Origin of the sequence: Serratia quinivorans (assembly GCF_052113645.1) — a bacterium.
GTDB lineage: Bacteria > Pseudomonadota > Gammaproteobacteria > Enterobacterales > Enterobacteriaceae > Serratia > Serratia quinivorans_B.
In genome coordinates this window covers 166,035-189,599 of the sequence record NZ_JBIEIU010000009.1, presented here as the reverse complement: position 1 = coordinate 189,599, position 23,565 = coordinate 166,035, and the positions used below count along the sequence as shown (strand labels likewise).

18 protein-coding genes and 1 pseudogene are annotated in these 23,565 nt (G+C 55.2%); 11 read left to right on the top strand and 8 right to left on the bottom strand.

Annotated features, from left to right (window positions below; all coding sequences use genetic code 11):
- Positions 1 to 10 precede the first annotated feature (10 nt).
- Complete coding sequence (locus tag ACGS9J_RS17600) at positions 11 to 310, bottom strand: helix-turn-helix domain-containing protein (protein WP_442232113.1); 300 nt, start codon at positions 308 to 310, stop codon at positions 11 to 13.
- Positions 311 to 414: 104 nt separating this feature from the next.
- Positions 415 to 729, bottom strand: a complete 315-nt coding sequence (locus tag ACGS9J_RS17595; RefSeq protein WP_442232112.1) for a hypothetical protein — start codon at positions 727 to 729, stop codon at positions 415 to 417.
- A 258-nt stretch (positions 730 to 987) separates the two neighbouring features.
- Here ACGS9J_RS17595 and ACGS9J_RS17590 point away from each other — a divergent pair.
- From ACGS9J_RS17590 to ACGS9J_RS17565, 6 genes and pseudogenes are all read left to right on the top strand, one after another.
- Positions 988 to 2,366: pseudogene (locus ACGS9J_RS17590) on the top strand (glutamine synthetase family protein).
- A 207-nt stretch (positions 2,367 to 2,573) separates the two neighbouring features.
- Positions 2,574 to 3,284 carry a trehalose-6-phosphate synthase gene (locus ACGS9J_RS17585; protein WP_442232111.1) on the top strand — a complete coding sequence of 237 codons (711 nt, stop codon included), beginning with the start codon at positions 2,574 to 2,576 and terminating at the stop codon, positions 3,282 to 3,284.
- 235 nt (positions 3,285 to 3,519) lie between these two features.
- Positions 3,520 to 5,700 (top strand): carbon starvation CstA family protein, encoded by a 2,181-nt coding sequence (locus ACGS9J_RS17580; protein ID WP_442232110.1) that lies wholly within the window; start codon positions 3,520 to 3,522, stop codon positions 5,698 to 5,700.
- A gap of 67 nt (positions 5,701 to 5,767) precedes the next feature.
- Positions 5,768 to 5,971, top strand: a complete 204-nt coding sequence (locus tag ACGS9J_RS17575; protein WP_004953088.1) for a YbdD/YjiX family protein — start codon at positions 5,768 to 5,770, stop codon at positions 5,969 to 5,971.
- Between the two features lie 12 nt (positions 5,972 to 5,983).
- Positions 5,984 to 6,946, top strand: a complete 963-nt coding sequence (gene yjiA / locus ACGS9J_RS17570) for a GTPase (protein ID WP_442232109.1) — start codon at positions 5,984 to 5,986, stop codon at positions 6,944 to 6,946.
- A 257-nt stretch (positions 6,947 to 7,203) separates the two neighbouring features.
- Positions 7,204 to 8,112, top strand: a complete 909-nt coding sequence (locus tag ACGS9J_RS17565) for a LysR family transcriptional regulator (protein ID WP_187962228.1) — start codon at positions 7,204 to 7,206, stop codon at positions 8,110 to 8,112.
- A 20-nt stretch (positions 8,113 to 8,132) separates the two neighbouring features.
- On the opposite strand, the gene argE is transcribed toward ACGS9J_RS17565, so the two are convergent.
- From argE to ACGS9J_RS17545, 4 genes are read right to left on the bottom strand one after another with little or no spacing between them, the layout of a single operon-like run.
- Entirely contained in the window at positions 8,133 to 9,281 is a 1,149-nt protein-coding gene (argE, locus tag ACGS9J_RS17560; protein ID WP_442232108.1) for an acetylornithine deacetylase, read from the bottom strand.
- A complete protein-coding gene (locus ACGS9J_RS17555) occupies positions 9,274 to 9,948 on the bottom strand; it encodes a DUF1028 domain-containing protein (protein WP_442232107.1) in 675 nt (224 codons plus the stop codon). The genes argE and ACGS9J_RS17555 overlap by 8 nt, the downstream gene beginning before the upstream one ends.
- Positions 9,945 to 10,385 carry a RidA family protein gene (locus ACGS9J_RS17550; RefSeq protein ID WP_085119561.1) on the bottom strand — a complete coding sequence of 147 codons (441 nt, stop codon included), beginning with the start codon at positions 10,383 to 10,385 and terminating at the stop codon, positions 9,945 to 9,947. The genes ACGS9J_RS17555 and ACGS9J_RS17550 overlap by 4 nt, the downstream gene beginning before the upstream one ends.
- A 24-nt stretch (positions 10,386 to 10,409) precedes the next feature.
- The gene (locus ACGS9J_RS17545; protein WP_085119560.1) at positions 10,410 to 11,804 is read right to left on the bottom strand and encodes a purine-cytosine permease family protein; all 1,395 of its coding nucleotides are present in this window, start codon (positions 11,802 to 11,804) and stop codon (positions 10,410 to 10,412) included.
- A gap of 415 nt (positions 11,805 to 12,219) precedes the next feature.
- On the opposite strand from ACGS9J_RS17545, the gene ACGS9J_RS17540 reads away from it, so the two are divergent.
- Complete coding sequence (locus ACGS9J_RS17540; RefSeq protein ID WP_442232106.1) at positions 12,220 to 13,488, top strand: flavin-containing monooxygenase; 1,269 nt, start codon at positions 12,220 to 12,222, stop codon at positions 13,486 to 13,488.
- A 224-nt stretch (positions 13,489 to 13,712) separates the two neighbouring features.
- The gene (locus ACGS9J_RS17535; protein ID WP_442232105.1) at positions 13,713 to 17,012 is read left to right on the top strand and encodes a DEAD/DEAH box helicase; all 3,300 of its coding nucleotides are present in this window, start codon (positions 13,713 to 13,715) and stop codon (positions 17,010 to 17,012) included.
- Positions 17,013 to 17,180: 168 nt separating this feature from the next.
- Here ACGS9J_RS17535 and ACGS9J_RS17530 read toward each other — a convergent pair whose 3' ends face one another.
- Positions 17,181 to 18,350 carry an MFS transporter gene (locus tag ACGS9J_RS17530; protein WP_442232104.1) on the bottom strand — a complete coding sequence of 390 codons (1,170 nt, stop codon included), beginning with the start codon at positions 18,348 to 18,350 and terminating at the stop codon, positions 17,181 to 17,183.
- Between the two features lie 104 nt (positions 18,351 to 18,454).
- Here ACGS9J_RS17530 and ACGS9J_RS17525 point away from each other — a divergent pair, with 104 nt between their 5' ends.
- Positions 18,455 to 19,222 carry an AraC family transcriptional regulator gene (locus tag ACGS9J_RS17525; RefSeq protein ID WP_442232103.1) on the top strand — a complete coding sequence of 256 codons (768 nt, stop codon included), beginning with the start codon at positions 18,455 to 18,457 and terminating at the stop codon, positions 19,220 to 19,222.
- On the opposite strand, the gene ACGS9J_RS17520 is transcribed toward ACGS9J_RS17525, so the two are convergent.
- Positions 19,219 to 20,253, bottom strand: a complete 1,035-nt coding sequence (locus ACGS9J_RS17520) for a LacI family DNA-binding transcriptional regulator (protein WP_442232102.1) — start codon at positions 20,251 to 20,253, stop codon at positions 19,219 to 19,221. The genes ACGS9J_RS17525 and ACGS9J_RS17520 overlap by 4 nt on opposite strands.
- A gap of 283 nt (positions 20,254 to 20,536) precedes the next feature.
- Between ACGS9J_RS17520 and ascF the strand changes: the two genes are divergently transcribed.
- Both ascF and ACGS9J_RS17510 read left to right on the top strand, forming a co-directional pair.
- The gene (gene ascF, locus ACGS9J_RS17515) at positions 20,537 to 21,979 is read left to right on the top strand and encodes a PTS cellobiose/arbutin/salicin transporter subunit IIBC (RefSeq protein WP_442232101.1); all 1,443 of its coding nucleotides are present in this window, start codon (positions 20,537 to 20,539) and stop codon (positions 21,977 to 21,979) included.
- Between the two features lie 147 nt (positions 21,980 to 22,126).
- A complete protein-coding gene (locus ACGS9J_RS17510) occupies positions 22,127 to 23,557 on the top strand; it encodes a 6-phospho-beta-glucosidase (protein ID WP_442232100.1) in 1,431 nt (476 codons plus the stop codon).
- Positions 23,558 to 23,565 lie beyond the last annotated feature (8 nt).

Sequence of the window (23,565 nt, the reverse complement as noted above, 5' to 3'; positions counted from 1 at the left end):
TATTGTCGGTTTAAACCCTAAATCCAACGTGTTTGCCATCCGGCAGTTCGATATCCAGCCGCAGAGTTCCGCCCATCGCTTCCACATACCGTTTTAATGTCGAAATCTTCAGCTCATTGCCACGCTGTTCTATAGCCGCCACAGAGGGCTGCGAAATACCGAGATTATTCGCCAATGTCTGCTGCGAAATATTCAGTGCCTCGCGCACTTCATATAAACGCGTTTCCAGCAGCATCTCTTCTGCCATTTCCTCGATCCGCAGCCTGCTATCAGGGGTACGCGAAGCTAACATTTCTTTTAAAGTACCCATTTAAGTATCCTTTCAATGCAGGTGCATACTGAATGACCAAATTATAGACTAGGGTCTATAATTACAACGCCATTTTTGAGGCTGCGCCGCCGAGAACCCTGTTGCTAGGGTTTAACCGCCAGCCCGTCAGCCTCCTGAACCACCGCCTTTTTAGTAGCGCGTTGGTAAAGGCACAGCTCTTTTCCCGGCTTGTTATGCATAAACGCCTGCGGGTAGCGCCCAGCGATCAGTAGCGCCGAGTAACCGACGTCGTCACCATAATGGATAATGCTGCCGGCGGCTTTGGCCCCTTTCAAATTGCTGGCCTTCAAACAGGCGGTTTGCAGCGCTTTATCGCCGCTGGCCCAGGCCGCTTCAGAAGAAGCCCCGACGTTGAACGCCGTCATCACGGCGGCAAACACGATAAAAACTCTGATCATTATTTTCACTCCTGAATAACGGCGTTCTCAGCAGTATATGCAGCCATTTATTCTTCAACCATCGGACTCGCCCCCATTATTTACACCTTTTTTATTCCGGCTATAAATAAAGTTACGGCGTTTTTACAGACAGTTTTTAGGGCCACGGATAACATCATTACATCGCCAATATGGCCTCACGAGACGGACGCCTCATGTGTTTATCCCTTGCCCTGATGATGATTACCCCCGCTGTTTTGATTAATTTCGGGGGCTGCCATGCATGCTAATGTTATTGGTTTCAACCCGCTGCTGGCAGATATTCCCGCTTTGCCATCGCGTTCATTCCGCAAGGAAGTCGAACAATATTTACAGCGCTATCCTGACACCGAACACGTCGATATTTACCTCAACGATCTGAACGGTCAATTCAGGGGGAAACGGCTGCCGGTCGCCGAGTTGTTTGCGCTGGATAAAGGCTGTTATTTCCCGCTGTCGATCTACGCCATGGATCTTGGCGGCCAGGTGATTGAAGAAAGCGGACTGGGCCAACAAGCCGGCGAGCCGGACAGGTTGTGTCTGCCGGTGCCCGGTAGCTTGCGGCCCTGCGCCCGCGATCCGCAGCACCACGCCCAACTGTTGCTGACCATGAAAAACGCCGACGGCGACGCCTGCGAACTGGAACCGCGCGTGGTGCTGCAACAGTTGCTCAAACGCCTGCACGCCAAAGGTTACTTCCCCGTCGTGGCGGCAGAGCTGGAATTTTATCTGCAGGATCCGCTGCAGCAGCCCGCAGACCCCGGCCCGTGCCCGACGCAGAGTTTTTCTGTCGATGCGCCGGAGCGCCACCATGCGTTGCTGAGTGACATCGAACAGCAAGCCCGACTGCAGGCCTTGCCGCTGACCGGCGTGGTTGCCGAAGCGGCCTCCGGCCAGTATGAGCTGAACCTGCATCACAGCGCCCGCGTACTGGAAGCCTGCGATCAGGTGCTGGCCCTGAAACGGCTGACGCGCCAGATCGCCGAGAAACACCACCAGCACGCCTGCTTTATGGCCAAACCCTGTGCGCAGGCCGCCGGCAGCGGTTTGCATTTTCATATCGCCTGCAGGACGAGCAGGGCAACAACCTGCTGGCCAGCCTGCCGGGCGAGCTGAGCGCCACCATGAAGCAGGTGATGGCCGGGATGCTGGCGCTGATGCCGGCCTCGATGGCGATATTCGCGCCGAACGTCAATGCGTTCCGTCGTTTTCGCCCCGGCATGCACGTGCCGCTGCGTGCCTCCTGGGGGCATAACAACCGCACGGTGGCGCTGCGTTTACCCTGTGCCGACAGCGCCAATCAACGTATCGAATACCGGCTGGCCGGGGCCGACGCCAACCCGTATCTGGCAATGGCGGCGATGCTGAGCGGCATGCTGTATGGGCTGGAACATGCGCTGCCCCTACCCCCGGCTGCCTGTGGCAATGGTTATGAAAATGACGACGCGGCGGCGCTGCCGCTCAACCAGCAAGAGGCATTGGCGCTGTTCCGGCAAACCCCGCAGCTGCATGAAACCCTCGGCCCGGCGTTTGCCGCGCTGTGGCACACCTGCAAGAGCGCCGAGCTGCACCGTTTTGAAACGCAGGTCACCGAAGCGGAAACCCGTTGGATGCTTTAACGCCGCCAAATGCGTAATGCCGGTCAGTTAAGCAAAGTTCTGAATAAGAATGTACGACGTTGTTTAAGTGGGCGTCCCCCTCTCCAGAGGGAGAGGGTCGGGGTGAGGGGCTTTTGCGTTGGTATGTATCCCCTCACCCTAACCCTCTCCCAAAGGAGAGGGGACAATATCGCCCCCTACACCCCATGATTGAACAAGGTGAGCAGCATGTCTCGTTTGATTTTGATCTCGAATAAACAGTGTGACGGCAAGGATCTGGCCTGCGCAACGCAGGCCCTATCGCCTGGCAACCTGAGCGATGACGATCACGGGTTGTGGCTGGGCTGGAACGGCGACGTACAGAATTTTGGCGACGCGCCGCTGCGCCCGGTCAGTTACCAGCACCGCAGCGGTTACGAACAGGTGACCTTTCCGCTGTCGACCGAGGAGTTTCACTTCCACTATCAGGGTTATTATCACGATGGGCTATGGCCGGTATTCCATAACCGCCCGGAGAAGGCGCATTTCACGCCGGAGAACTACCGCGCTTATCGGCGGCTCAACCAACATTTCGCTGATATCGCCTGCGAGTATGTTTGCCCGAACGACATCATCTGCATTGATGATTACCAGCTGTTGCCCTGCGGCCAGGCGTTGAAAGAACAGGGGTTGCTGAACCCCTGCGCGTTCTTCTTCCATTTGCCGTTCCCGTCGGCGGCGCTGCTCAGGCAGATCCCCGAGCACCACGGCTTAATCGAATCGCTGTTTTTCTACGATCTGATCGGCTTCCAAACGCTCGACGACCGCAATAACTTCCTCAGTTATCTGGCCAACGAGTACCCGGTCGAAATGCTGCCCGACGACCAGTTGCAGGTTAACGGGCACATCTTCGCCACCGGTATCTTCCCGGCCGGGATCAACGCCAGAAAGATTTACTGACTCCGCCGCGCTGCCGGGGTATTTCGCCCGCAGCGCCCAACCGCTCACCCCAGGATTTCAACCGTTCAGCGCCCTATAGCACCACTGACTGAAATTCGAATGTCTTCCCCTGCCCCAACCCGCAATGATGAGCTGTTCCTATACCCGAACGTTATCCGCACCGGGCCGCGTGCCTGAAACATCTTATAAGCGGGATAACTCACTCATTTTGCAGATTTGAACTAAGGACACCTCAATGAACCGAGAGGGAATTTTAAAACATCTCCCCTGGATGCTGCTGGGAATACTCGGCGCTTCCTGCCTGGGCGTGGTCGCGCTGCGCCGTGGCGAACACATCAGCGCGCTGTGGATCATCGTCGCCTCGGTGGCGGTGTATCTGGTGGCGTACCGTTATTACAGCCTGTACATCGCCACCAAGGTGATGAAGCTGGACGCCTTCCGCGCAACGCCGGCGGTGGTCAATAACGACGGCCTGAACTACGTGCCGACCAACAAAAACGTGCTGTTCGGCCACCACTTTGCCGCCATTGCCGGGGCTGGCCCGCTGGTGGGCCCGGTGCTGGCGGCGCAGGTCGGCTACCTGCCCGGCACGCTGTGGCTACTGGGCGGCGTGGTGCTGGCGGGGGCGGTGCAGGACTTTATGGTGCTGTTCATCTCCTCACGCCGCAACGGCGCTTCGCTCGGCGAGATCATCAAAAAGGAAATGGGCCCGGTGCCGGGAACCATCGCGCTGTTTGGCTGCTTCCTGATCATGATCATCATCCTGGCGGTACTGGCCCTGATCGTGGTGAAAGCGCTGGCGGAAAGCCCGTGGGGCGTGTTCACCGTCTGTTCCACCGTGCCGATTGCCCTGTTTATGGGCGTTTACATGCGCTTCCTGCGTCCGGGACGGGTGGGTGAAGTGTCGGTGATTGGCATCGTGCTGCTGGTGGCATCCATCTGGTTCGGCGGCGTGATAGCCCACGACCCGTACTGGGGCCCGGCGCTGACCTTTAAAGACACCACCATCACCTATACGCTGATTGGCTATGCGTTCGTTTCGGCTCTGCTGCCGGTGTGGCTGATCCTGGCGCCGCGCGACTATCTGGCGACCTTCCTGAAAATTGGCGTGATCGTCGGGCTGGCGATTGGCATCGTGATCCTCAACCCTGAGCTGAAAATGCCGGCAGTGACGCAATATATCGACGGTACCGGCCCGGTGTGGAAAGGCTCGGTGTTCCCGTTCCTGTTCATTACCATCGCCTGTGGCGCGGTATCCGGCTTCCATGCGTTGATCGCCTCCGGCACTACGCCGAAGCTGCTGGCCAATGAAAAAGACGCGCGTTTTATCGGTTACGGCGCGATGCTGATGGAGTCCTTCGTGGCCATCATGGCGTTGGTGGCGGCCTCGATTATCGAGCCGGGCCTGTACTTCGCCATGAATACCCCACCGGCGGCGCTGGGCATCACCATGCCTGACCTGCACCGTTTGGGGACCGAAGATGCGCCGATGATCATGGCGTCGCTGAAAGATGTGACCGCTCACGCGGCGGCGACCGTCAGCTCCTGGGGCTTTGTCATCAGCCCGGAACAGATCCTGCAGACCGCCAAAGACATCGGCGAGCCTTCGGTGCTGAACCGCGCCGGTGGCGCACCTACGCTGGCAGTGGGTATCGCCCACGTGTTCCACCAGATCATTCCTGGCGCCAACATGGGCTTCTGGTACCACTTCGGCATTCTGTTTGAAGCGCTGTTCATCCTGACCGCGCTGGATGCCGGTACCCGTTCCGGCCGCTTTATGCTGCAGGACCTGCTGGGCAACTTCGTGCCCTTCCTGAAGAAAACCGACTCGCTGGTGGCCGGTATTGTCGGCACCGCCGGCTGCGTGGGCCTGTGGGGCTACCTGCTGTATCAAGGGGTGGTCGATCCGCTCGGCGGCGTGAAGAGCCTGTGGCCGCTGTTCGGCATCTCCAACCAGATGCTGGCCGCCGTAGCACTGGTATTGGGTACCGTGGTGCTGATCAAGATGAAGCGCACCCAATACATTTGGGTCACCGTGCTGCCGGCGGTATGGCTGCTGATTTGTACCACTTACGCTTTGGGTCTGAAGCTGTTCAGCGACAACCCGCAGCTGGAAGGCTTCTTCTTCCAGGCCGGTGAGTACAAGCGCAAAATCGCCGAAGGCGGTGCCGAGCTGACCGCTCAGCAAGTGGCTAACATGAACCATATCGTGGTGAACAACTACACCAACGCCGGGCTGAGCATTCTGTTCCTGCTGGTGGTGTACAGCATCATCTTCTACGGGGTGAAAACCGCCATGGCGGCGCACAAGAACCCGAACCGCAGCGATCAGGAAACACCTTATGTGCCGGTGCCCGAAGAAGCGCCCTCCAACGGCGTAACTGAGGGGGACGTCAAAGTTTCGCCGCAGCACTGATGGTGATTTAACGGATACCCTGCATAATGAAATCTGTTATGCAGGGTAATTTTTTGGGAGAAGGCTTATGTTCGGAAATCTCGGCCAGGCGGGGAAATACCTCGGTCAGGCAGCGCGCATGTTAGTGGGCGTGCCCGACTACGATACCTACGTCCAGCATATGAAAGACAACCACCCGGACAAGCCGGTGATGACCTATAAAGAGTTTTTCCGCGAACGCCAGCAGGCCCGCTACGGTGGGGACGGCAAAGGCGGCATGCGCTGCTGTTAATAAGGACCCGTAATGAAACCCATCGCAGTCACCATTCTGACCGGCTTTTTGGGCGCCGGTAAAACCACCTTGCTACGCCATATTCTGAACGCCGAACACGGCTACAAGATTGCGGTAATCGAAAACGAATTCGGCGAAGTGCCGATCGACAACGCATTGATTGGCGACCGCGCCAGCCGCATCACCACCCTGAGCAACGGCTGCATCTGTTGCAGCAAATCCAACGAACTGGCCGATGCGCTGCTGGACTTGCTGGACGGCGTAGACCAGGGCCAGCTGGCGTTCGATCGGCTGATCATCGAATGCACCGGCATGGCCGATCCCGGCCCGATCACCCAGACCTTTTTCTCGCACGAGATCCTCTGCGAACGCTACCTGCTGGACGGCATCATCACGCTGGTGGACGCCGCACATGCCGATCAACAACTGAACCAGTTCAGCATCGCGCAGGCGCAGGTGGGCTACGCCGACCGCATTCTGCTGACCAAAACCGACGTAGCACCGGACTGCGAAGCGCTGATCCAACGCCTGCAGCAGATGAACGCTCGCGCACCGGTGTATAAAGTGACGCACGGCGATATCGATCTCAGCATGCTGTTCGACATCGAAGGCTTTGTGCTGAACGACAAACTGACCCTGACGCCGCCGGCTCCGCTGTTCCGCCGCATTCCGCAGGTGCAAAACAACATTGGTTCGATTGTGGTGTACCACGACCAACCGCTGGAGCTGATGCAGATTTCCGAAGTGATGGAAGGCCTGCTGCTGGAATACGCCGACAGCCTGCTGCGTTATAAAGGAATTTTGTCGATCAAGGACGAGCCGCGCCGGCTGTTATTCCAGGGCGTGCAACGGCTGTATAACGCCGACTGGGACCGCGAGTGGCTGCCCGACGAGGAACGCCGCAGCACCTTGGTGTTTATTGGCGTGGATTTGCCCGAGGAGACGATCCGGGCAAGGTTTGCCGCTCTGAGTTAAGCTTACTGAAAATTGCACGCCTGATGTTCTTCACCGTTTAGCCCTCTGCTCCAGGTCGCCATCTTGAGGATGGTGACTGCTTCGCTACTGACGTTATCGCCTGATTGAGACACGCTGAATTTTTGAACCCCCTCACTGTTAACTGGCTGGGACTCCCCTATGCTGGCAGCCTTGATATTAACATAATTGCAACAATTGATTGACGGATTGATTTTAATTTCAAGCACCGAATCATTTGTTTTTTAAAGGGATCAATGATGGCTAATTACACCTTGCGCCAGCTTAAATATTTCGTCACCACTGCCAAATGCAGGAGCGTTACTGAAGCCTCGCGTAAACTGTACATCGCACAGCCCTCTATTTCTGGTGCGATAAAAAGCCTTGAAGACAGCTTTGGTGTGCAGCTGTTTATCCGCCACCATGCGCAGGGTGTCTCACTGACGCCTTCCGGCTCTCGCTTTTATCGCAAAGCACAAAAACTATTACGCATGGCGCATATCTTTGAACAAGATGCGCTGGCTGATAACGATATGGTTTCCGGGAAAATCAGTGTTGGTTGTTTTGAAACGGTCGCCCCTTTAATTTTGCCGAAACTGATCAGAGGATTTAAAACACTTTATCCGGGGATAGAAACTCTCATTCACGATGGTGAGCAGCATGAATTGGTCCACAGCCTGACCACCGGGAGTCTGGATGTTTCTCTGCTGTACAACCATGATCTGAACAGTAATATAGTCACGGATGTTTTGGTGGCCCCCAGAAAACCTTACGTCCTGCTGTCCGCCCACCACCCGCTGGCACAAAACAAACAGGTGTCCCTGGCAGATCTGGCCACTGAGCCTATGGTGTTGTTAGACCTGCTGCCCAGCCGAAACTACTTCCTCAATTTGTTCACCCGGGTCGGCATTACGCCCAATATTGTCTTTAGCTCACCTTCCCTCGAATTGGTACGCGGCATGGTCGGCCAGGGTCTTGGCTTTGCCATTCTGGTCACCCGGCCCTATGGCCAATACAGTTACGATGGCCAACCGCTGGCGACGGTCGAGCTGCAAGATGAAGTGGAAGGCTCAGGCCTGGTGGTGGCCTGGCTCACCGCCAACCAACTGACCAAACCGGCGCAGCTGTTCGTTGAATTTTGTAAAAGCGAACTGGCCAATATGCACTAACCCCACCCATTACGGAGCCGTCAGGCCAACATCCAGAGGCGCAGGTTGGCCAACATTTGCATGCAGCGTTCAAGCTGTTCCACGCTAACATATTCGTCAGGTTTATGGCCTTGATCCATACTGCCTGGGCCGCAAATCAAGGTAGCGACCCCCGCCTGATCAAATAACCCGCCCTCGGTACCAAAAGCCACCGTGGTGAACGCCTGATTGTTACTCCACTGTGCCAGCCAGCGGGCAAAATCAGACTGTGGATCGGTGAGTAATCCCGGATACTGACTTAATGGTTGGAAGCTAATATCACTGCTTGCCGCAACCTCCCGCATAGCCGGTAACAGTTCATCATCGGCATACTGCCGCAGTTCGCTAATAACCGAATCAACCCGCATATCCGGCAAATGGCGAATTTCAAAATCGAACTGACAATCCTGCGGGACAATGTTTAGCGCCGCCCCGCCGTGGATCGTGCCAACCTGCAGCGTGCTGTAGGGCGGATCAAAACACCGGTTTTGCGTGGCCGCTAATTGACTGCCCAGCAAGGTTAATTTATTGATGAGTTTGGCCGCGTATTCAATCGCATTCACGCCCTGCGGAGTATAGGCAGAGTGGCAAGCATGGCCCTGCACTTTACAGCGCATCGCCAACTTGCCCTTATGACCGTAAACCGGCTGCATGCCTGTAGGTTCACCCACAATGCACATCGCCGGTTTATCCGGTGAGACCTTAAGATGAGCGACCAGGCTGCGTACCCCAAGACAGCCGACCTCCTCATCATAGGAAAAGGCCAAATGCAGTGGCATGCGTAACGGTTGGGCCACAAAAGCCGGCACCGAGGCCAGAACACAGGCCAGAAACCCCTTCATATCGGCGCTGCCACGGCCGTAGTAACGGCCCTTGTGGTGCGTCAGCGCAAAGGGCGGCATCGTCCATTGCTGCCCGTCGACAGGAACCACATCGGTATGCCCGGACAACATCACCCCGCCTTCACCTGCGGGGCCGATGCGGGCGTACAGATTGGCTTTGCTTGCAACATCGTCCTGAAAAAGCTGAGTTTCCATCCCAAAACCGACCAAATAATCCTGAATAAAATGGATCAGTTCAAGATTCGATTCCCGGCTGGTGGTATCAAAAGCCAGCAGTTTGGCCAGCAGGTTACGCACTGCATCACTCATCACCCGGTACTCCATAACTTGGTGCTTCACGGGGATCTATCGCCCGGGTGACGTAGGCCTGCATCTGAGGCTCATAAGCCTGCCACAACCCCGCCAATTCATTAATCGGGTCTTTCTCTGCCCAATCCACCCGTAGATCAACGATCGGCCAAGAGTATTCTCCCACCACCTTAAGCGCCGCCGAGTGTACCGCGCCTGCCTCGCCGCCCTGCTCAATGGCCGCCTGCAGCGCCGCCATCAGGCGGTCTGCCAACTGGCCGGTCGCATTCTCAAATGCGCTCGCCATGGCATTAATCACTTTTTTGTCCGCCAACATGTTCCCTGCCGCGACACAGTTTTTGCCCAGGACCTGATGGTAAGTCCCCAGCGATTTATCGCCACTAAAAACAGCGGTTTCACCCAGGCGGTCTATGGCTATCACCTGACGGTAATCACTAAACGGATCGTTGAGCAGTACCTGCTCCAGCGCACTCGTCGGTTTCATCCCCTGTTCGAGTTTTTCCAGCACCTGCTGACCCAATTTGGGTAGCGTGATGTTCTGGCTGGAGACCGCCCCCACACCGGCAAGCAGCCAGGGGCAACGGGCACCGACGGCGATGCTGGAAGAACTCAGGGCAATACCGAACTGCCCAGTCTCCTCACAGCGAGCCGCAATTGAAAAGGTCATAGAGACTCCTTCACTGGCCAACCCTCTGGGATCACGGCAATAATATCGATCTCCATCAACCACTGTGGCTGTGCCAGCCCAGCCACCACAATCCCGGTAGAGATAGGGAAGACGCCTTTAAGCCATTTACCGACCACCTGATAGACCGGCTCACGGTACCTTGGGTCAATAATGTAAGTGGTGGTTTTAACAATATGTGAAAGGTCGCTTCCCGCTTCCTCCAGCAGTTGTTTGGCATTTTTCATCGCCTGCTCAGCCTGAGCGGCGGGATCGCCCAACCCCACCAGATTACCGTCAAAATCCGTGCCCACCTGCCCACGGACATAGACGGTATTTCCCGCGCGCACCGCCTGGCACAGATCGTTATTCAGTGACTGGTTAGGATAAGTCTCTTTAGTATTAAACATGCGAATTCTGGTATGGGTTACATTACTCATCAGTGATTCCTGTTAAATAAAACCTTAGTGAACAATTTGCCGACGGCGATGGGCGGTATCGCGACTTGCCATCCAGTAATACAGCGGTGATGTCACCACCAGCCCAACCAGCCAGGAGAGATCTGCCCCATTAATATGCGCAGAGATCGGCCCGACATATAACGGGGTATTCATAAACGGGATCTGTACCAAAATACCTATGCCATAAGCCAACAGCGCCTGGGGATTAAAGTAACCATAGATACCGCCGTCGGCCTGGAAAATAGAGTTAATGTCATAGTGACCTTTATGAATGGCGTAGAAATCAATCAGGTTAATCGCCGTCCAGGGAACCAGCACCACCAACAGTGCCAACACCAAATCGACGAAATGACCGATAAAGTCCTTAGAGGTATAAATAGCGGCAACACAGCAGAAAATCAGTACCAGCACCGATAACACCGCCCGACTCTTGGCGGTAGGTATCCAGCGCCAGGAAAAGGTCTGCACCAGCGTGATGATCGAGATCACCGTGCCATACAGATTAAGCGCATTGTGGCTAATGACGCTCAGCAGAAAAAGCACCAACATCAGAGGGCCAATCGCCCCGGCCGCCAGCTTTACGGCATCCATGGTGTCCATCCCGACCGGTGTTGCCAGTACTGCCACCGCCCCGAAAATAAAAGAGAGACAAGAGCCCGATACCGAGCCCAGGTAGGTCGCCCAGAAGGTGGCTGAGACCGAAACGTCTGCCGGCAGATAGCGTGAATAGTCAGAAACATAGGGGGCAAACGCAATTTGCCATAACGCCCCCAGCGACACCGTGGCCAGCCAACCGGAAAGCGTAAAGCCACCCCGGGTCAAAAAGTCTGCGGTCTGTATATGGGTAAAAATATAGCCAAAACCCAACAGGATGCCGATACCCAGCACCCAGGTTCCGATCCTGTTAAGCACATGAATAAAGCGATAGCCAATAATGCCAATCACGCAGGACCCTGCCGCGCCGACCACTATCCCCATCGGAACCGAGACGCCTTCCACCACGCCATGCAGGGATTTACCCGCCAGAACGATGTTGGAGGTAAAGAAACCGAGATACATGACGCCGGCGATCACCACCACCAACAGAGAGCCCAGAGAGCCGAATTGAGCCCGGCTCTGGATCATTTGCGGAATGCCCATTTGCGGCCCCTGGGCCGAATGCAGCGCCATCAGCACGCCACCAATCAGGTGCCCGACCAAAATAGCGGTGATCCCCCAGAACAGATTGAGATGAAACAATTGGATACCGAGTGCACCCGTCACTATGGGCAATGGAGCGATGTTGCCACCGAACCACAGCGTGAACAGATCCCTGACCTTCCCATGGCGTTCTTCCGGCGGGATATAGCCAATGGTGTGTTTTTCAATGAGGGGCGGCGATGATTCAGTAACAGGCATGGTGAACTCCTGGTTAAGTATAATTTTATTGATATTTTTGAATTAACCGGTATGGCCGACAGGGCTTTTTTATTTGAGCGATAATGCGCATCTTGGGCGGCATAGATAAAATATTAAAATTATTCCGCCAGAGCATAAAAAAGTTATCTCGAATTTATTTTATTTTCCCGCCGATAGACTATCCTGCCGCACAACAGCTCCTGCAAAACACAAGGAACAAGTTATTTATTAGATCCGCGCACTTAGCAAATTGGGATTTAAAAATCCGTACATTCTTGCATCATTTATTTATCGTCAATTGGCAGTTTAATAATATTTTACCCATGCAGTGGCATCCCATAGGCTGCGAAATCCAGCCGGGGTAAATCAGGGTATATCTGCCCCCGCACCGAATCATTATCCTGAGGATGCAAAAATGACATCAGATAAAATCGAGATTGATACGCTAGTGATTGGCGCGGGCCAGGCTGGTGTGGCGATGAGTGAACATCTGACCCAGTGTGGCATTCCGCATTTGGTGTTGGAGAAAAACCGCATTGCCGAAGCCTGGCGCACAGGGCGATGGGATTCTTTAGTCGCTAACGGGCCGGCCTGGCACGATCGCTTCCCTGGCATGGCCTTTGAAGGTATCGACCCCGACGGCTTTGTGCCAAAGGAACAGATTGCCGATTATTTTGCCGCCTACGCGGATAAATTCAATGCGCCCATCCGTACGGGTGTTGAAGTAAAACACCTGCAACGCAATCTTGGTCGCCCTGGTTTTCGGGTTGAAACCTCAGAAGGCGTCATCGAAGCCAGACATGTCGTGGCCGCCACCGGCCCCTTCCAGCGGCCGGTGATCCCACCCATCGCCCCAAAAGATGACAACCTCACGCAACTTCACTCGGCGCAATACCGTAACCCACAACAGTTGCCTGCAGGGGCGGTACTGATAGTCGGGGCCGGTTCTTCAGGGGTTCAGATTGCCGATGAGCTACGCCGCGCGGGGAAACAGGTTTACCTTTCCGTAGGCGCACATGATCGCCCACCCCGTGCCTACCGTAATCGCGACTTCTGCTGGTGGTTGGGGGTGCTTGGCTTATGGGATGCCACGGCAACTCAGCCAGGTAAAGAACATGTGACGATTGCTGTGAGCGGCGCTCAGGGGGGGTATACGGTAGATTTCCGCAAACTGGCCGCTGAAGGGGTACACCTGGTTGGCGTCACCCGCGCGTTCCAGAATGGTAACGTCACTTTTGCCGACAACCTGAAGGAGAACATTACCCGAGGGGATGAAAATTATCTGGCACTGTTGGATGCGGCAGATGCGTATATTGCCCGCAATGGCCTTGATCTGCCTGAAGATCCGAATGCACGCCAGTTGCTACCTGACCCGGAGTGCATGATTAACCCGCTGCTGACACTAAACTTCGCCCAAGCGGGCATTACCGCCATTATCTGGGCAACCGGCTATACGGCTGACTATAGCTGGCTGGGGGTCGATACTTTCGATAACCAGGGCAAGCCATTACACCAGCGCGGGGTGTCGAACGAGCCTGGCATTTATTTCTTAGGGTTACCTTGGTTATCGCGCCGCGGTTCAACCTTTATCTGGGGTGTTTGGCATGACGCCAAATACATTGCCGATCACATCGCCACGCAACGTAGCTATCTAAAATATCAGGATGCCGCTCACCGCCAATAAATACTTTTTACAACGGGTCCCGCTAGTTGGCCCCGACTCCCCCCTTGATTATGCAGAGGGCGCGGCATGCCACGCCCCCTGAAATAACTGCCTTTTGTGACCACGCAACTCGAAGATATAAGTTTTTTGCGCTAGTCTGAGTTAACTGAAATAAAAACCCACTCATAGATTGCTCTGCGGTAGTAGTCATCAACACCTACAAAATCAGGTTACAAAGGACTGTGATGTTCGATAAGAATCAGGCATTAAAAATCTTAAAAAGCTGGCATTTGGTCGAGTTCTTCCAAACTTATAATCTTGAAAAGGAAGAAAATAGCGTCAGAATAACTCGCAATGAATTAATAAATTGCGGCGACAGCCTGCTACCCTGGCTCAATGAGCAAGCCAAACGACAACTCGAAATCTCTGCCGGTGAAATTCGCTACATTTTGCATATAGGTCTGTTCACCAAGGGTGAAATTGAACGCCTGAGCGATAATATATTGGGTAACGAGACCGACCCTATACAGGCCTATGAGCAGGAACAACGCCTGGATACCAGCGGCATGACCTGTTTCGCCAAACTCACTTTGGACACCTATGGGGCACCTAACTTAACGGAAATGTCAGTGAGCACATTGCCCTGGGCATTAGGTCATTTACAGCAACGTAGCACTAACCAACTTTCTATAGATACCTATCGTCGCCATAGCCGTTTACTTGAAGAACAACTGAGTCGTATTAACCTCGCCCTTCACCCTGAACAACACACAAGCATGCTAGACGCCAGAGCATTAGCCGATTTACTTCAAATCTTAACCCACTGGGCTAATTATATCCCTGACATGCAGTTTGCTGTGCAGCTCGATTGGCGTGAATTACCGCCAAAGAAAAAAGAGAAATCAGACGATAAGACACTCAGCGTGTCCTCCAATGTAAATACTCCATCGGCAGATGGTCCGGAAGGCAACGAGAGCGATGACAGCGAAGATAGCCCCGAGGGCAGCATACTCCCTATCCTCAATAGTTTTTATATTGAGGATATTGAACGGGCTTTACTGAGTATTGAAAGTGGCAAAGAGGGGCAAGCGCTCAAAGATTACCTTAGCATTGCTATTAACCAGCATCCCGACCTTTACTCACAGGATGGCTTGCACTGCATTATTAACAAATTGATGCCTGGAAACACGCCAGTGGGAAGATGGCCGTCGGATCCAAACCATAGCATGTCGCTAATGCAACAGTTCGCCATTAATACCGCTGCCGAAGAACTGCAAAATGGCGGGCTGATTTCGGTGAATGGCCCGCCGGGAACCGGTAAAACAACGCTGCTGCGCGATATGATTGCCCATAATCTGGTAGAGAGAGCGACGGTGCTCTCTGGTTTCGCTCGGGTGGAAGACACGCTGGACCGTCAGGGTTTTCCCGTTGAAACATTGGCAGGTTTTGAAATGGTCGTGGCTTCATCAAACAACGCCGCAGTAGAAAATATCTCTCGAGAGCTACCTCAACGCAAATCTTTGGGCAAAGAGTTTGGCGAAACTGACTATATGAGTTCAGTAGCCAACCAGACGAATGCCAGAAAGAAAAAAAACCGCTATCAAGCGTTGAAACCTGAAGAACAATGTTGGGGCATGATCAGCGCAGTGTTGGGGAAAAAAGCGAATCGCAGCGAGTTTGCCAGTCGTTTTACGATGGATACCCACTTTAAGAAAGGCAGTGAAGAAGAAAACCCTCGGCCGGCAGAATTCAATTTACTCAACCTTTGGCGTTGGCAGGCTCTTTCCGAGCACGATTCTTTTAGCAATGCCCGGCGGCGATTTATTGAATTGAGAAAGAAAGCAGAAGCACAACAAAATGAACTGCAAGAGATGGCGGAACTGCATGCAGAGTTGAGCAGTGAAGCAGGTGAACATCATTTAGCAATCCTACGACAGGAGCAGATCACAACACTTGCCCACCAACAACAGGTAGGTACAGAGTTAACCGAGTTGGAGAAAAAAATCTCACTGCTGGATGAACAGGTGCTGATTGCTGTCGCCGAGGAAAAACAACACGCCGCAGAGAAACCCGGCTTTTGGGGGCGCTTACTGCAACGACAAAAATACCGCAGTTACCTGCTTGCCACCGCTCAGCACCAGGCCTGTATCCTGAACTTACGCAAGCAACGGATCCCCCTGTTACAAGCTCAGCAATTGATTGAACCTACGCTGAAAGAGGCAAATAACAATCTCAATAATGCAAAACAACGTCTGACGGATTATCAGGCCAGACAACATCGACTGGAACAACTGCACGCGATCTATTCAGATATGCCTGTCGCCAATCCTGAGAGTGATATTTCAACCCCGGAGCTCCAGCGCTTCGCATTCTGGCAAAATGCTCAGGTCAACCGATTACGTTCCGAATTATTTATTGCAGCCCTTGACCTACATAAAACATGGCTCCATGAAGCCCTGAAGAAAAGCGTTTTTCGGAAACATATTTTGGGATTAAAAGACTTCCTTAATTTTCCGCAGGCGAGCAATGATATTTTGCAACATTGGCGCCTGCTTTTCATGATCGTTCCCGTTGTATCAACGACATTTGCCTCATTAGGCAGAATGTTCAGTGGTGTCACCCAAGACCAGCTAGGCTGGTTATTTATTGATGAAGCCGGACAGGCGCCGCCACAGTTTGCCGTAGGAGGGATCTGGCGAGCCAAACGTGTTCTGGCCGTCGGTGATCCTCTACAAATTGAACCGGTGTTTGTCACCCCTGCCCGCTTGGTGAAATACCTGACCGAGTCCATTCTGGGTAGCGAAGCTGAAAAATGGAATCCGGGTTGTTGGTCCGTCCAACAAATTTCCGATCGCGCCAATGCCTATGGTTGTAAATTGCAGGTAATGAATAAACCAGTGTGGACGGGCATCCCTTTATGGGTACATCGCCGCTGTATTGAACCTATGTTCAGCCTGGCCAATCATATTGCCTACAACAATAGAATGATCCATGGCAGTGATGGGCCTGCTATCCGCAGCCAACCGCTGAATAATGACCTGGAAAATCATTGGCGAATTTCTGTCGGCAATTGCAGCTATAAACAATATAAGCGTGAGCTGGCGGAGGATACGCTTTCACTGCTGCAAGAGTTGATTCAGGCTGGGTACTTGCTACCCAACATTTTTGTCATCACACCGTTTAAAGCCGTGCGCGAAAAACTATTAGATACTTTTAAAATGGCAAGGCATGCAAGCAAATTGCACAACCCTACCAGCCAGGAAAAAGGGGCAGTGGCTGAGTGGTGTAAAAAGAACGTAGGTACCGTTCACACTTTCCAGGGCAAAGAAAACGACATTGTCATTTTGGTATTGGGTTGTGACGAAAACAACCAGGGCGGTGCCACATGGGCAGCCAGTAAACCCAATCTGCTCAATGTCGCCCTTACCCGAGCTAAAAAACATATCTTCGTGGTAGGAGATCCTGCTGTTTGGCAAAATAAGTGCTTTTTTAATGATGTGGCTAAAAAGCTCCCACTTCACAGCCCTATTACTGAAACACAGTAAATTCTAAAGCCTGAAGGTCAGGGTATCTGGCCTTCAATAAATATTAACCAAGGATGACTTGTTGTTCGCTAATGCTGGTTCCTGCACAAGCAATGTAACTCGGTGATAGATGCTCTTCATACCATGCTGGCGGACCACCTGAGTGCCCGCCCACTCCCTCGCTAAAAGTTACGCCTGCTCGCTGTTGCGTTTACCCAGTGTGACGGTGCGTTCGCCGCACACGACGGTCCACGCCAGCAGCAGCGCGCAGGCGCTGCTCGCCATCAGCACGATGCCCGGCCGCTGCGCCATCCCGGCCAGCACCAGCCCCGCCGCCAGCATCAGGTAATACATCAGGCCAAGAATTGCGCCCGCAGTGCCCATGCAATCCTTATAATTCCGCAGCGCCCGGGCCAGAATATTGGGGATCGCGATGCCGTAGGCCATCACCACCAGCATCATCGGCAGCACGAACCACAGCTTATCCTCCAACAGGAACACCAGGCCGCCGCCGATTAGCGCCAATACGCAGGCCAGCATCAGCAGCGGCGTAAACAACCACTGTTTGGCGATGAGAAACTTGTTGATTGCCGCGCCGATCCCGACACCCGCGGCCAGCACCAACCCGGTATAGCCAAACCACTGCGGCGGAATGCCCAGCGCTTCAAACCGAAACGGCGCCAGCTGGTAATAGCTGAACATGCAGACGTTGAACAGGGCCACCAGCCATGCGCTGCGCCAGATATCGCCGTCTTTCGCCATGCGGCCTAACGTGCCGAAGAAAGAACTTTTCACCACCTGCGCCGGGCGCGTTTCCGGCAACTGCCATGCGGCATAGGCCAGCAGCAAGGCGGCCAACGCCGCCAGCCCGGCGAACACCCCCTGATAACCCCAGTAATGGGTCAACAGGGCACCGCTCAGCACCCCCACCGCAGGGCTGACAGCCATCGCAATCCCCATCACGGAAAACACGCGCGCCAGCTCATAGCCGTCGAACCGGTCGCGAATGGCGGTCTGAGTGCCTACGGAGCCCACCGCCGCGCCAAACGCCGCCAGCACCCTGGCCGCCAACAGCAGGGTAAAGCCGGTGCTGAAAATGGCGATGATCGACGCCAGCAGATACAGCGCCAGACCGGCCAAAATGGTGGGGCGCCGGCCAATCACGTCACACAAACGGCCCCAAACGACGACCCCGAATGCGAAAGCGAAAAAGTAACAGGACAGGGTTTGCGCCGCGGCCTCCGCGCTGACGTGAAAACCGTCGGCAATGTGCGTGAGCGCCGGGCTATAGATCGTTTCCACAATCTGGGGAAACATCATCATCAGTGTCGCCAGGGTTAGGGTCAGTCTGCGTTGCATGGTACATCCCGTCTCCAAAAAGAAAGTAGGCCACAAAGTAGCACCTTCCCCACCCTGACCATTACAATATAAAAGACAAAAAACTTATAAAATCGGACACATTTATGGCATGGCTCAGCGCACAGGACGAATTTGATCCCGATGCTATCAACAATAGCGTGTTAGGCATTGCGGCCGAACTGGCGCAGCATGATTCCGGGCCGCACTGGCACCACATGGGGCAGTTGCTGTTCAGCCAGCGGGGCTGTATGCGCATCACACTCAATGAAAGCATTTGCCTCCTGCCGCCGGCACGCATTGCCTGGATCCCACCCAAGGTGGTGCACCGCGTTCAGGTTACCGGCGTGGCGGGCTATCGCTCGGTTTATCTCGACAACCAGCGCTACCCCGGCCTTTCGTCCCACCTTGAAGTGCTGTCGGCCTCTTCTTTGCTGCGGGAAGTGTTGGAGCGGATCGCCCTCGCCGACTTTGCCACCCAGTGGGAAAGCGGCCCCAGCGCCAATATTCTTGCCGTATGCCTGGACGAAATACGGCATGCGCAGCGCGAACCGACTTTATTGCCGCTGCCCAAGGACCGCCGCTTACGGCAACTGGCCGGCATGGAGGAGGTGCCGCCGCTCAATGAGCTGGCGCGCTACAGTGGCGCTTCGGAGAAAACCATCAGCCGCATCTTTCGCAAGGAGACCGGATTAAGCTACCAGCAGTGGCGCCAGCAATGGCGTTTGATCAAAGCCATCGAGCTGCTGGCGGAGGGGTACGGCTTGTCAGATATCGCCGGTAAACTTGAATTCTCCAGCGACAGTGCCTTCTCAACCTTCTTTAAAAATATGACCGGCAGCTCGCCGCGCGTCTATATGCTGATCCGCCGTTAACGGCCCGCCTTCTCTGCCGACAAATAAGGCCCCGCCGCTACCGAATCCCGCAGGATCAGGCTGGCCGGGAAGGTGGGGCGTTTGCTCAGCTCGCCGCCGTCCAGCATCGACACCAGCCGATTGATGGTTTCCTTGATCATGTCGGTCACCGGCATTTTCATGCTGGAGAGCGAGGGGATGGTGTAAGGCGCCAGTGGGATGTCATCAAAACCTATCACCGAAACGGCGGATGGCACCGGGATTTGGCACTCCGCCAACCGCTTGATGGCGCCGATAGCCATCTCGTCGTTGCTGGCGACAATGGCGCTGAAAGCGCAGCCGCTGGCCACCAGCCTATCGACCGCCGCCATACCGCTTTGCGCATTCCACTTCCCTTCGACAATCAGGGCGCTATTGACGGCGATCCCCTGCTCGGCCAGCGCGGCTTTATAGCCGGAGAGCCGCTCCAGCCCGGTGGGTGAATCCAGCGAACCGGTGATAAAGGCGATATCGCGATGCCCCTGTTCGATCAGATGCCGCACCGCCGCTGCGCTGGTGGCGTGCTGATCGCTGAAGATGCAGTAACTGTCGTTCAGCCTTAACCGACGATTGATCACCAGGATCGGCTGTTTGTGCTGGGAAATGATTTCGTCCATTTCCGCAATCGACAGAAAGCGCGGGTAGATGATCACGCCGTCGCAGCGCAGATCCAGCAGAAATTGAATGGCGGCCTTTTCTTCTTCGGCGGTGTGCTTGCCGTCCGCCAGGATCAGTTGGCGGCCATGTTCTTCCATGATGCGCGCCGACTGGAACATCAGCTCGCTGAAATAGTTGCCGCTGTACAGCGTGTTGGTGACCACCAGCCCGATGGTTTGGGTGGTTTTGGTGGCGAGATTGCGCGCCAGCAGGTTGGGCCGATAGCCGGTCTCGGCGATGGCTTTCTCTACCCGTTCGCGCTTCTCCGGGCCCACATAGCCGCTGCCCGACAAAACGCGGGACACCGTCGCTTTCGAAACGCCGGCCCTTTTTGCCACCTCAAGTATTGTTGCCATCTCTGCGCCGTCAAAATCCATGATTCAGCGCAGTCTACCCAAGACGCCCCGGGTTTGGAATGTTTTCACACCAGCCGTTGCCGCCCTCCCCGGCCTTAAAGTGACCGACTTCACGAAATGAAAAACCAAAAAATCATAATTCTTGCCAGAGTTAAAACATATCAGCATGATTTTGTGAAACCGGTTTCTTATGGGCGTTTCATTCAGATGGAACGGCGGATCGCCCAGGCAGTAAAAGTGAGCCTTTGGGCAATCCGAATTCATATCTTAGAGACGATATTCCATGCCGAAGAACTACACAGAGATCTCGCACGCCATCGTGGATGCGTTGGGCGGCCGCGCGAACATCGAAGCCGTTACGCACTGCATGACCCGCCTGCGATTCGTGGTGAAAGACAAGGCGCTGATCGACACGCCAAGACTCAAAGCGATTAGCGGCGTGATGGGCGTGGTACACAGCGGCGAGCAGTGCCAGGTGATCATCGGCAACGAAGTGTCGAAAGCCTATCAGGCGGTGCTGGCGCTCGGCATGCCGGGCAACGCCCCCACTGCCGCGCCGGCAAAGCGAAAAATCACCCTGAAAGGCATTGGCGCCGGCATCCTCGACGCGCTAGTCGGCACCATGTCGCCGCTGATCCCGGCCATTATCGGCGGTTCGATGGTGAAGCTGCTGGCGATGATCCTGGATATGGCCGGCGTGTTCGACAAAGGCTCGTCGACCCTGGTCATCCTCAACGTGATTGGCGACGGCGCGTTCTTCTTCCTGCCGGTGATGGTCGCCGCGTCGGCCGCCCTCAAATTCAAAACCAACATGTCGCTGGCAATCGCCATTGCCGGTGTGCTGTTGCACCCTAATTTTATCGACTTAATGGCCAAGGCGGCGCAGGGCCAGGCGGTGGAGTTCGCCTACATTCCGGTGACGGCGGTGAAATACACCTACACGGTGATCCCAGCGCTGGTGATGACCTGGATCCTGTCGTATATCGAGCGATGGGTCGATCGCATCACCCCGGCGGTGACCAAGAACTTCCTTAAGCCGATGCTGATTGTGCTGATCGCCGCGCCGATCGCCATTGTGTTGATTGGCCCGCTGGGCATCTGGATCGGCAGCGGTATTTCGGCGCTGGTGTACACCGTGCACAGCTATTTGGGCTGGCTTTCCGTCGCCATTATGGGGGCGATCTGGCCGCTGCTGGTGATGACCGGCATGCACCGCGTCTTCACCCCGACCATCATTCAGACCATCGCCGAAACCGGCAAAGAGGGCATGGTGATGCCTTCGGAGATTGGCGCCAACCTGTCGCTCGGCGGCTCTTCGCTGGCGGTGGCGTTCAAAACCAAAAACCGCGAGCTGCGCCAGACCGCCTTGGCCGCCGCCGCTTCCGCCATTGTGGCAGGCATTTCCGAACCGGCGCTGTACGGCGTGGCGGTGCGGCTTAAACGCCCATTGATCGCCAGCCTGATCAGCGGCTTTATCTGCGGTGCCGTCGCCGGCATTGGCGGATTAGCCAGCCATTCGATGGCTTCGCCCGGCCTGTTCACCAGCGTGCAGTTCTTTGACCCGTCGAACCCGATGAGCATTGTCTGGGTCGGCGGCGTGATGGTGCTTTCCGTGGTGCTGTCTTTTGTGCTCACGCTGCTATTGGGCTTTGAAGACATTCCGGAAAGCGAAGAGGCCCCAACGACAACCGCGCCTGCGGCCAATACCGCTAACGCTACCCATTAACGCACTATTTTTTACCCTAAATAATTGGAGTTGCATCACGGCGGCAAGGCCGTACATCCCCAGGAGCTTAGTTAGCTAAGTGACTGGGGTGTGCGGGTGCAGCCAACACAGATGCAGCTTCAAGTATGACGGGTAATTGAGGATTGCATGTCTGATTCAACATTCCCGCAAGGGTTTTTATGGGGCGGCGCCTTGGCCGCCAACCAGTCTGAAGGGGGTTATCGCGAGGGGGGCAAAGGGCTGACCACGGTTGACATGATCCCGCATGGCCCCAACCGCATGCCGGTGAAGCTCGGCCTGGAGAAGCGCTTTACCCTGCGCGAAGGCGAGTTTTACCCGAGCCACGACGCGATTGATTTTTACCATCGCTACCGCGACGACATCGCGCTGATGGCGGAGATGGGCTTTAGCGTGTTCCGCACCTCCATTGCCTGGAGCCGGATTTACCCGAACGGCGACGAGCTGACGCCCAACCCGGAAGGCATCGCCTTCTACCGCAGCCTGTTCGAAGAGTGCCGCAAATACGGCATCGAACCGCTGGTGACGCTATGCCATTTCGACGTGCCGATGCACCTGGTGACCGAATACGGCTCCTGGCGCAGCCGCAAAATGGTGGAGTTTTTCACCCGCTATGCCCGCACCTGCTTCGAAGCCTTTGATGGCCTGGTGAAATACTGGCTCACCTTCAACGAGATCAACATTGTGCTGCACAGCCCGTTCTCTGGCGCAGGATTGGTGTTTGAGACTGGCGAGAACCCCGAGCAGGTAAAATACCAGGCAGTGCACCACGAACTGGTGGCCAGCGCGCTGGCGACCCGCATCGCGCACGAGGTGAACCCCGCCAACCAGGTGGGCTGCATGCTGGCGGGCGGCAATTTCTACCCCTGGTCCAGCAAGCCGGAAGACGTGTGGGCCGCGCTGGAGAAAGACCGCGAGAACCTGTTCTTTATCGACGTGCAGGCCCGAGGCGCCTACCCTGCTTACTCTGCCCGGGTGTTCCGCGAGAAAGGCGTGAGCATCGTGATGGAGGAAGGCGACGCCGAGATCCTGAAGAACACCGTCGATTTTGTCTCCTTCAGCTATTACGCCTCGCGCTGCGCTTCTGCCGATATGAACGACAACAACAGCAGCGCCGCCAACGTGGTGAAATCCCTGACCAACCCGCATATCCCGCTCAGCGACTGGGGCTGGGGCATCGACCCGTTGGGTTTGCGCATCACCATGAACATGATGTATGACCGCTACCAAAAACCGCTGTTCCTGGTGGAAAATGGTCTGGGCGCGCACGACGAGTTCAATGCTGACGGCGAGATAGCCGACGATTACCGCATCAGCTACCTGCGGGAACACATCCGCGCCATGGCCGACGCCATCGCCGACGGCGTGCCGGTGATGGGCTACACCACCTGGGGTTGCATTGACCTGGTGGCGGCATCGACCGGCGAAATGAGCAAGCGCTACGGCCTGGTTTATGTCGACCGCGACGACAACGGCAACGGCACCCTCGCCCGTACTCGCAAGAAGTCTTTCTGGTGGTACAAGCAGGTGATTGCCAGTAACGGGGCGGATTTGGGGTGATGGGGAGA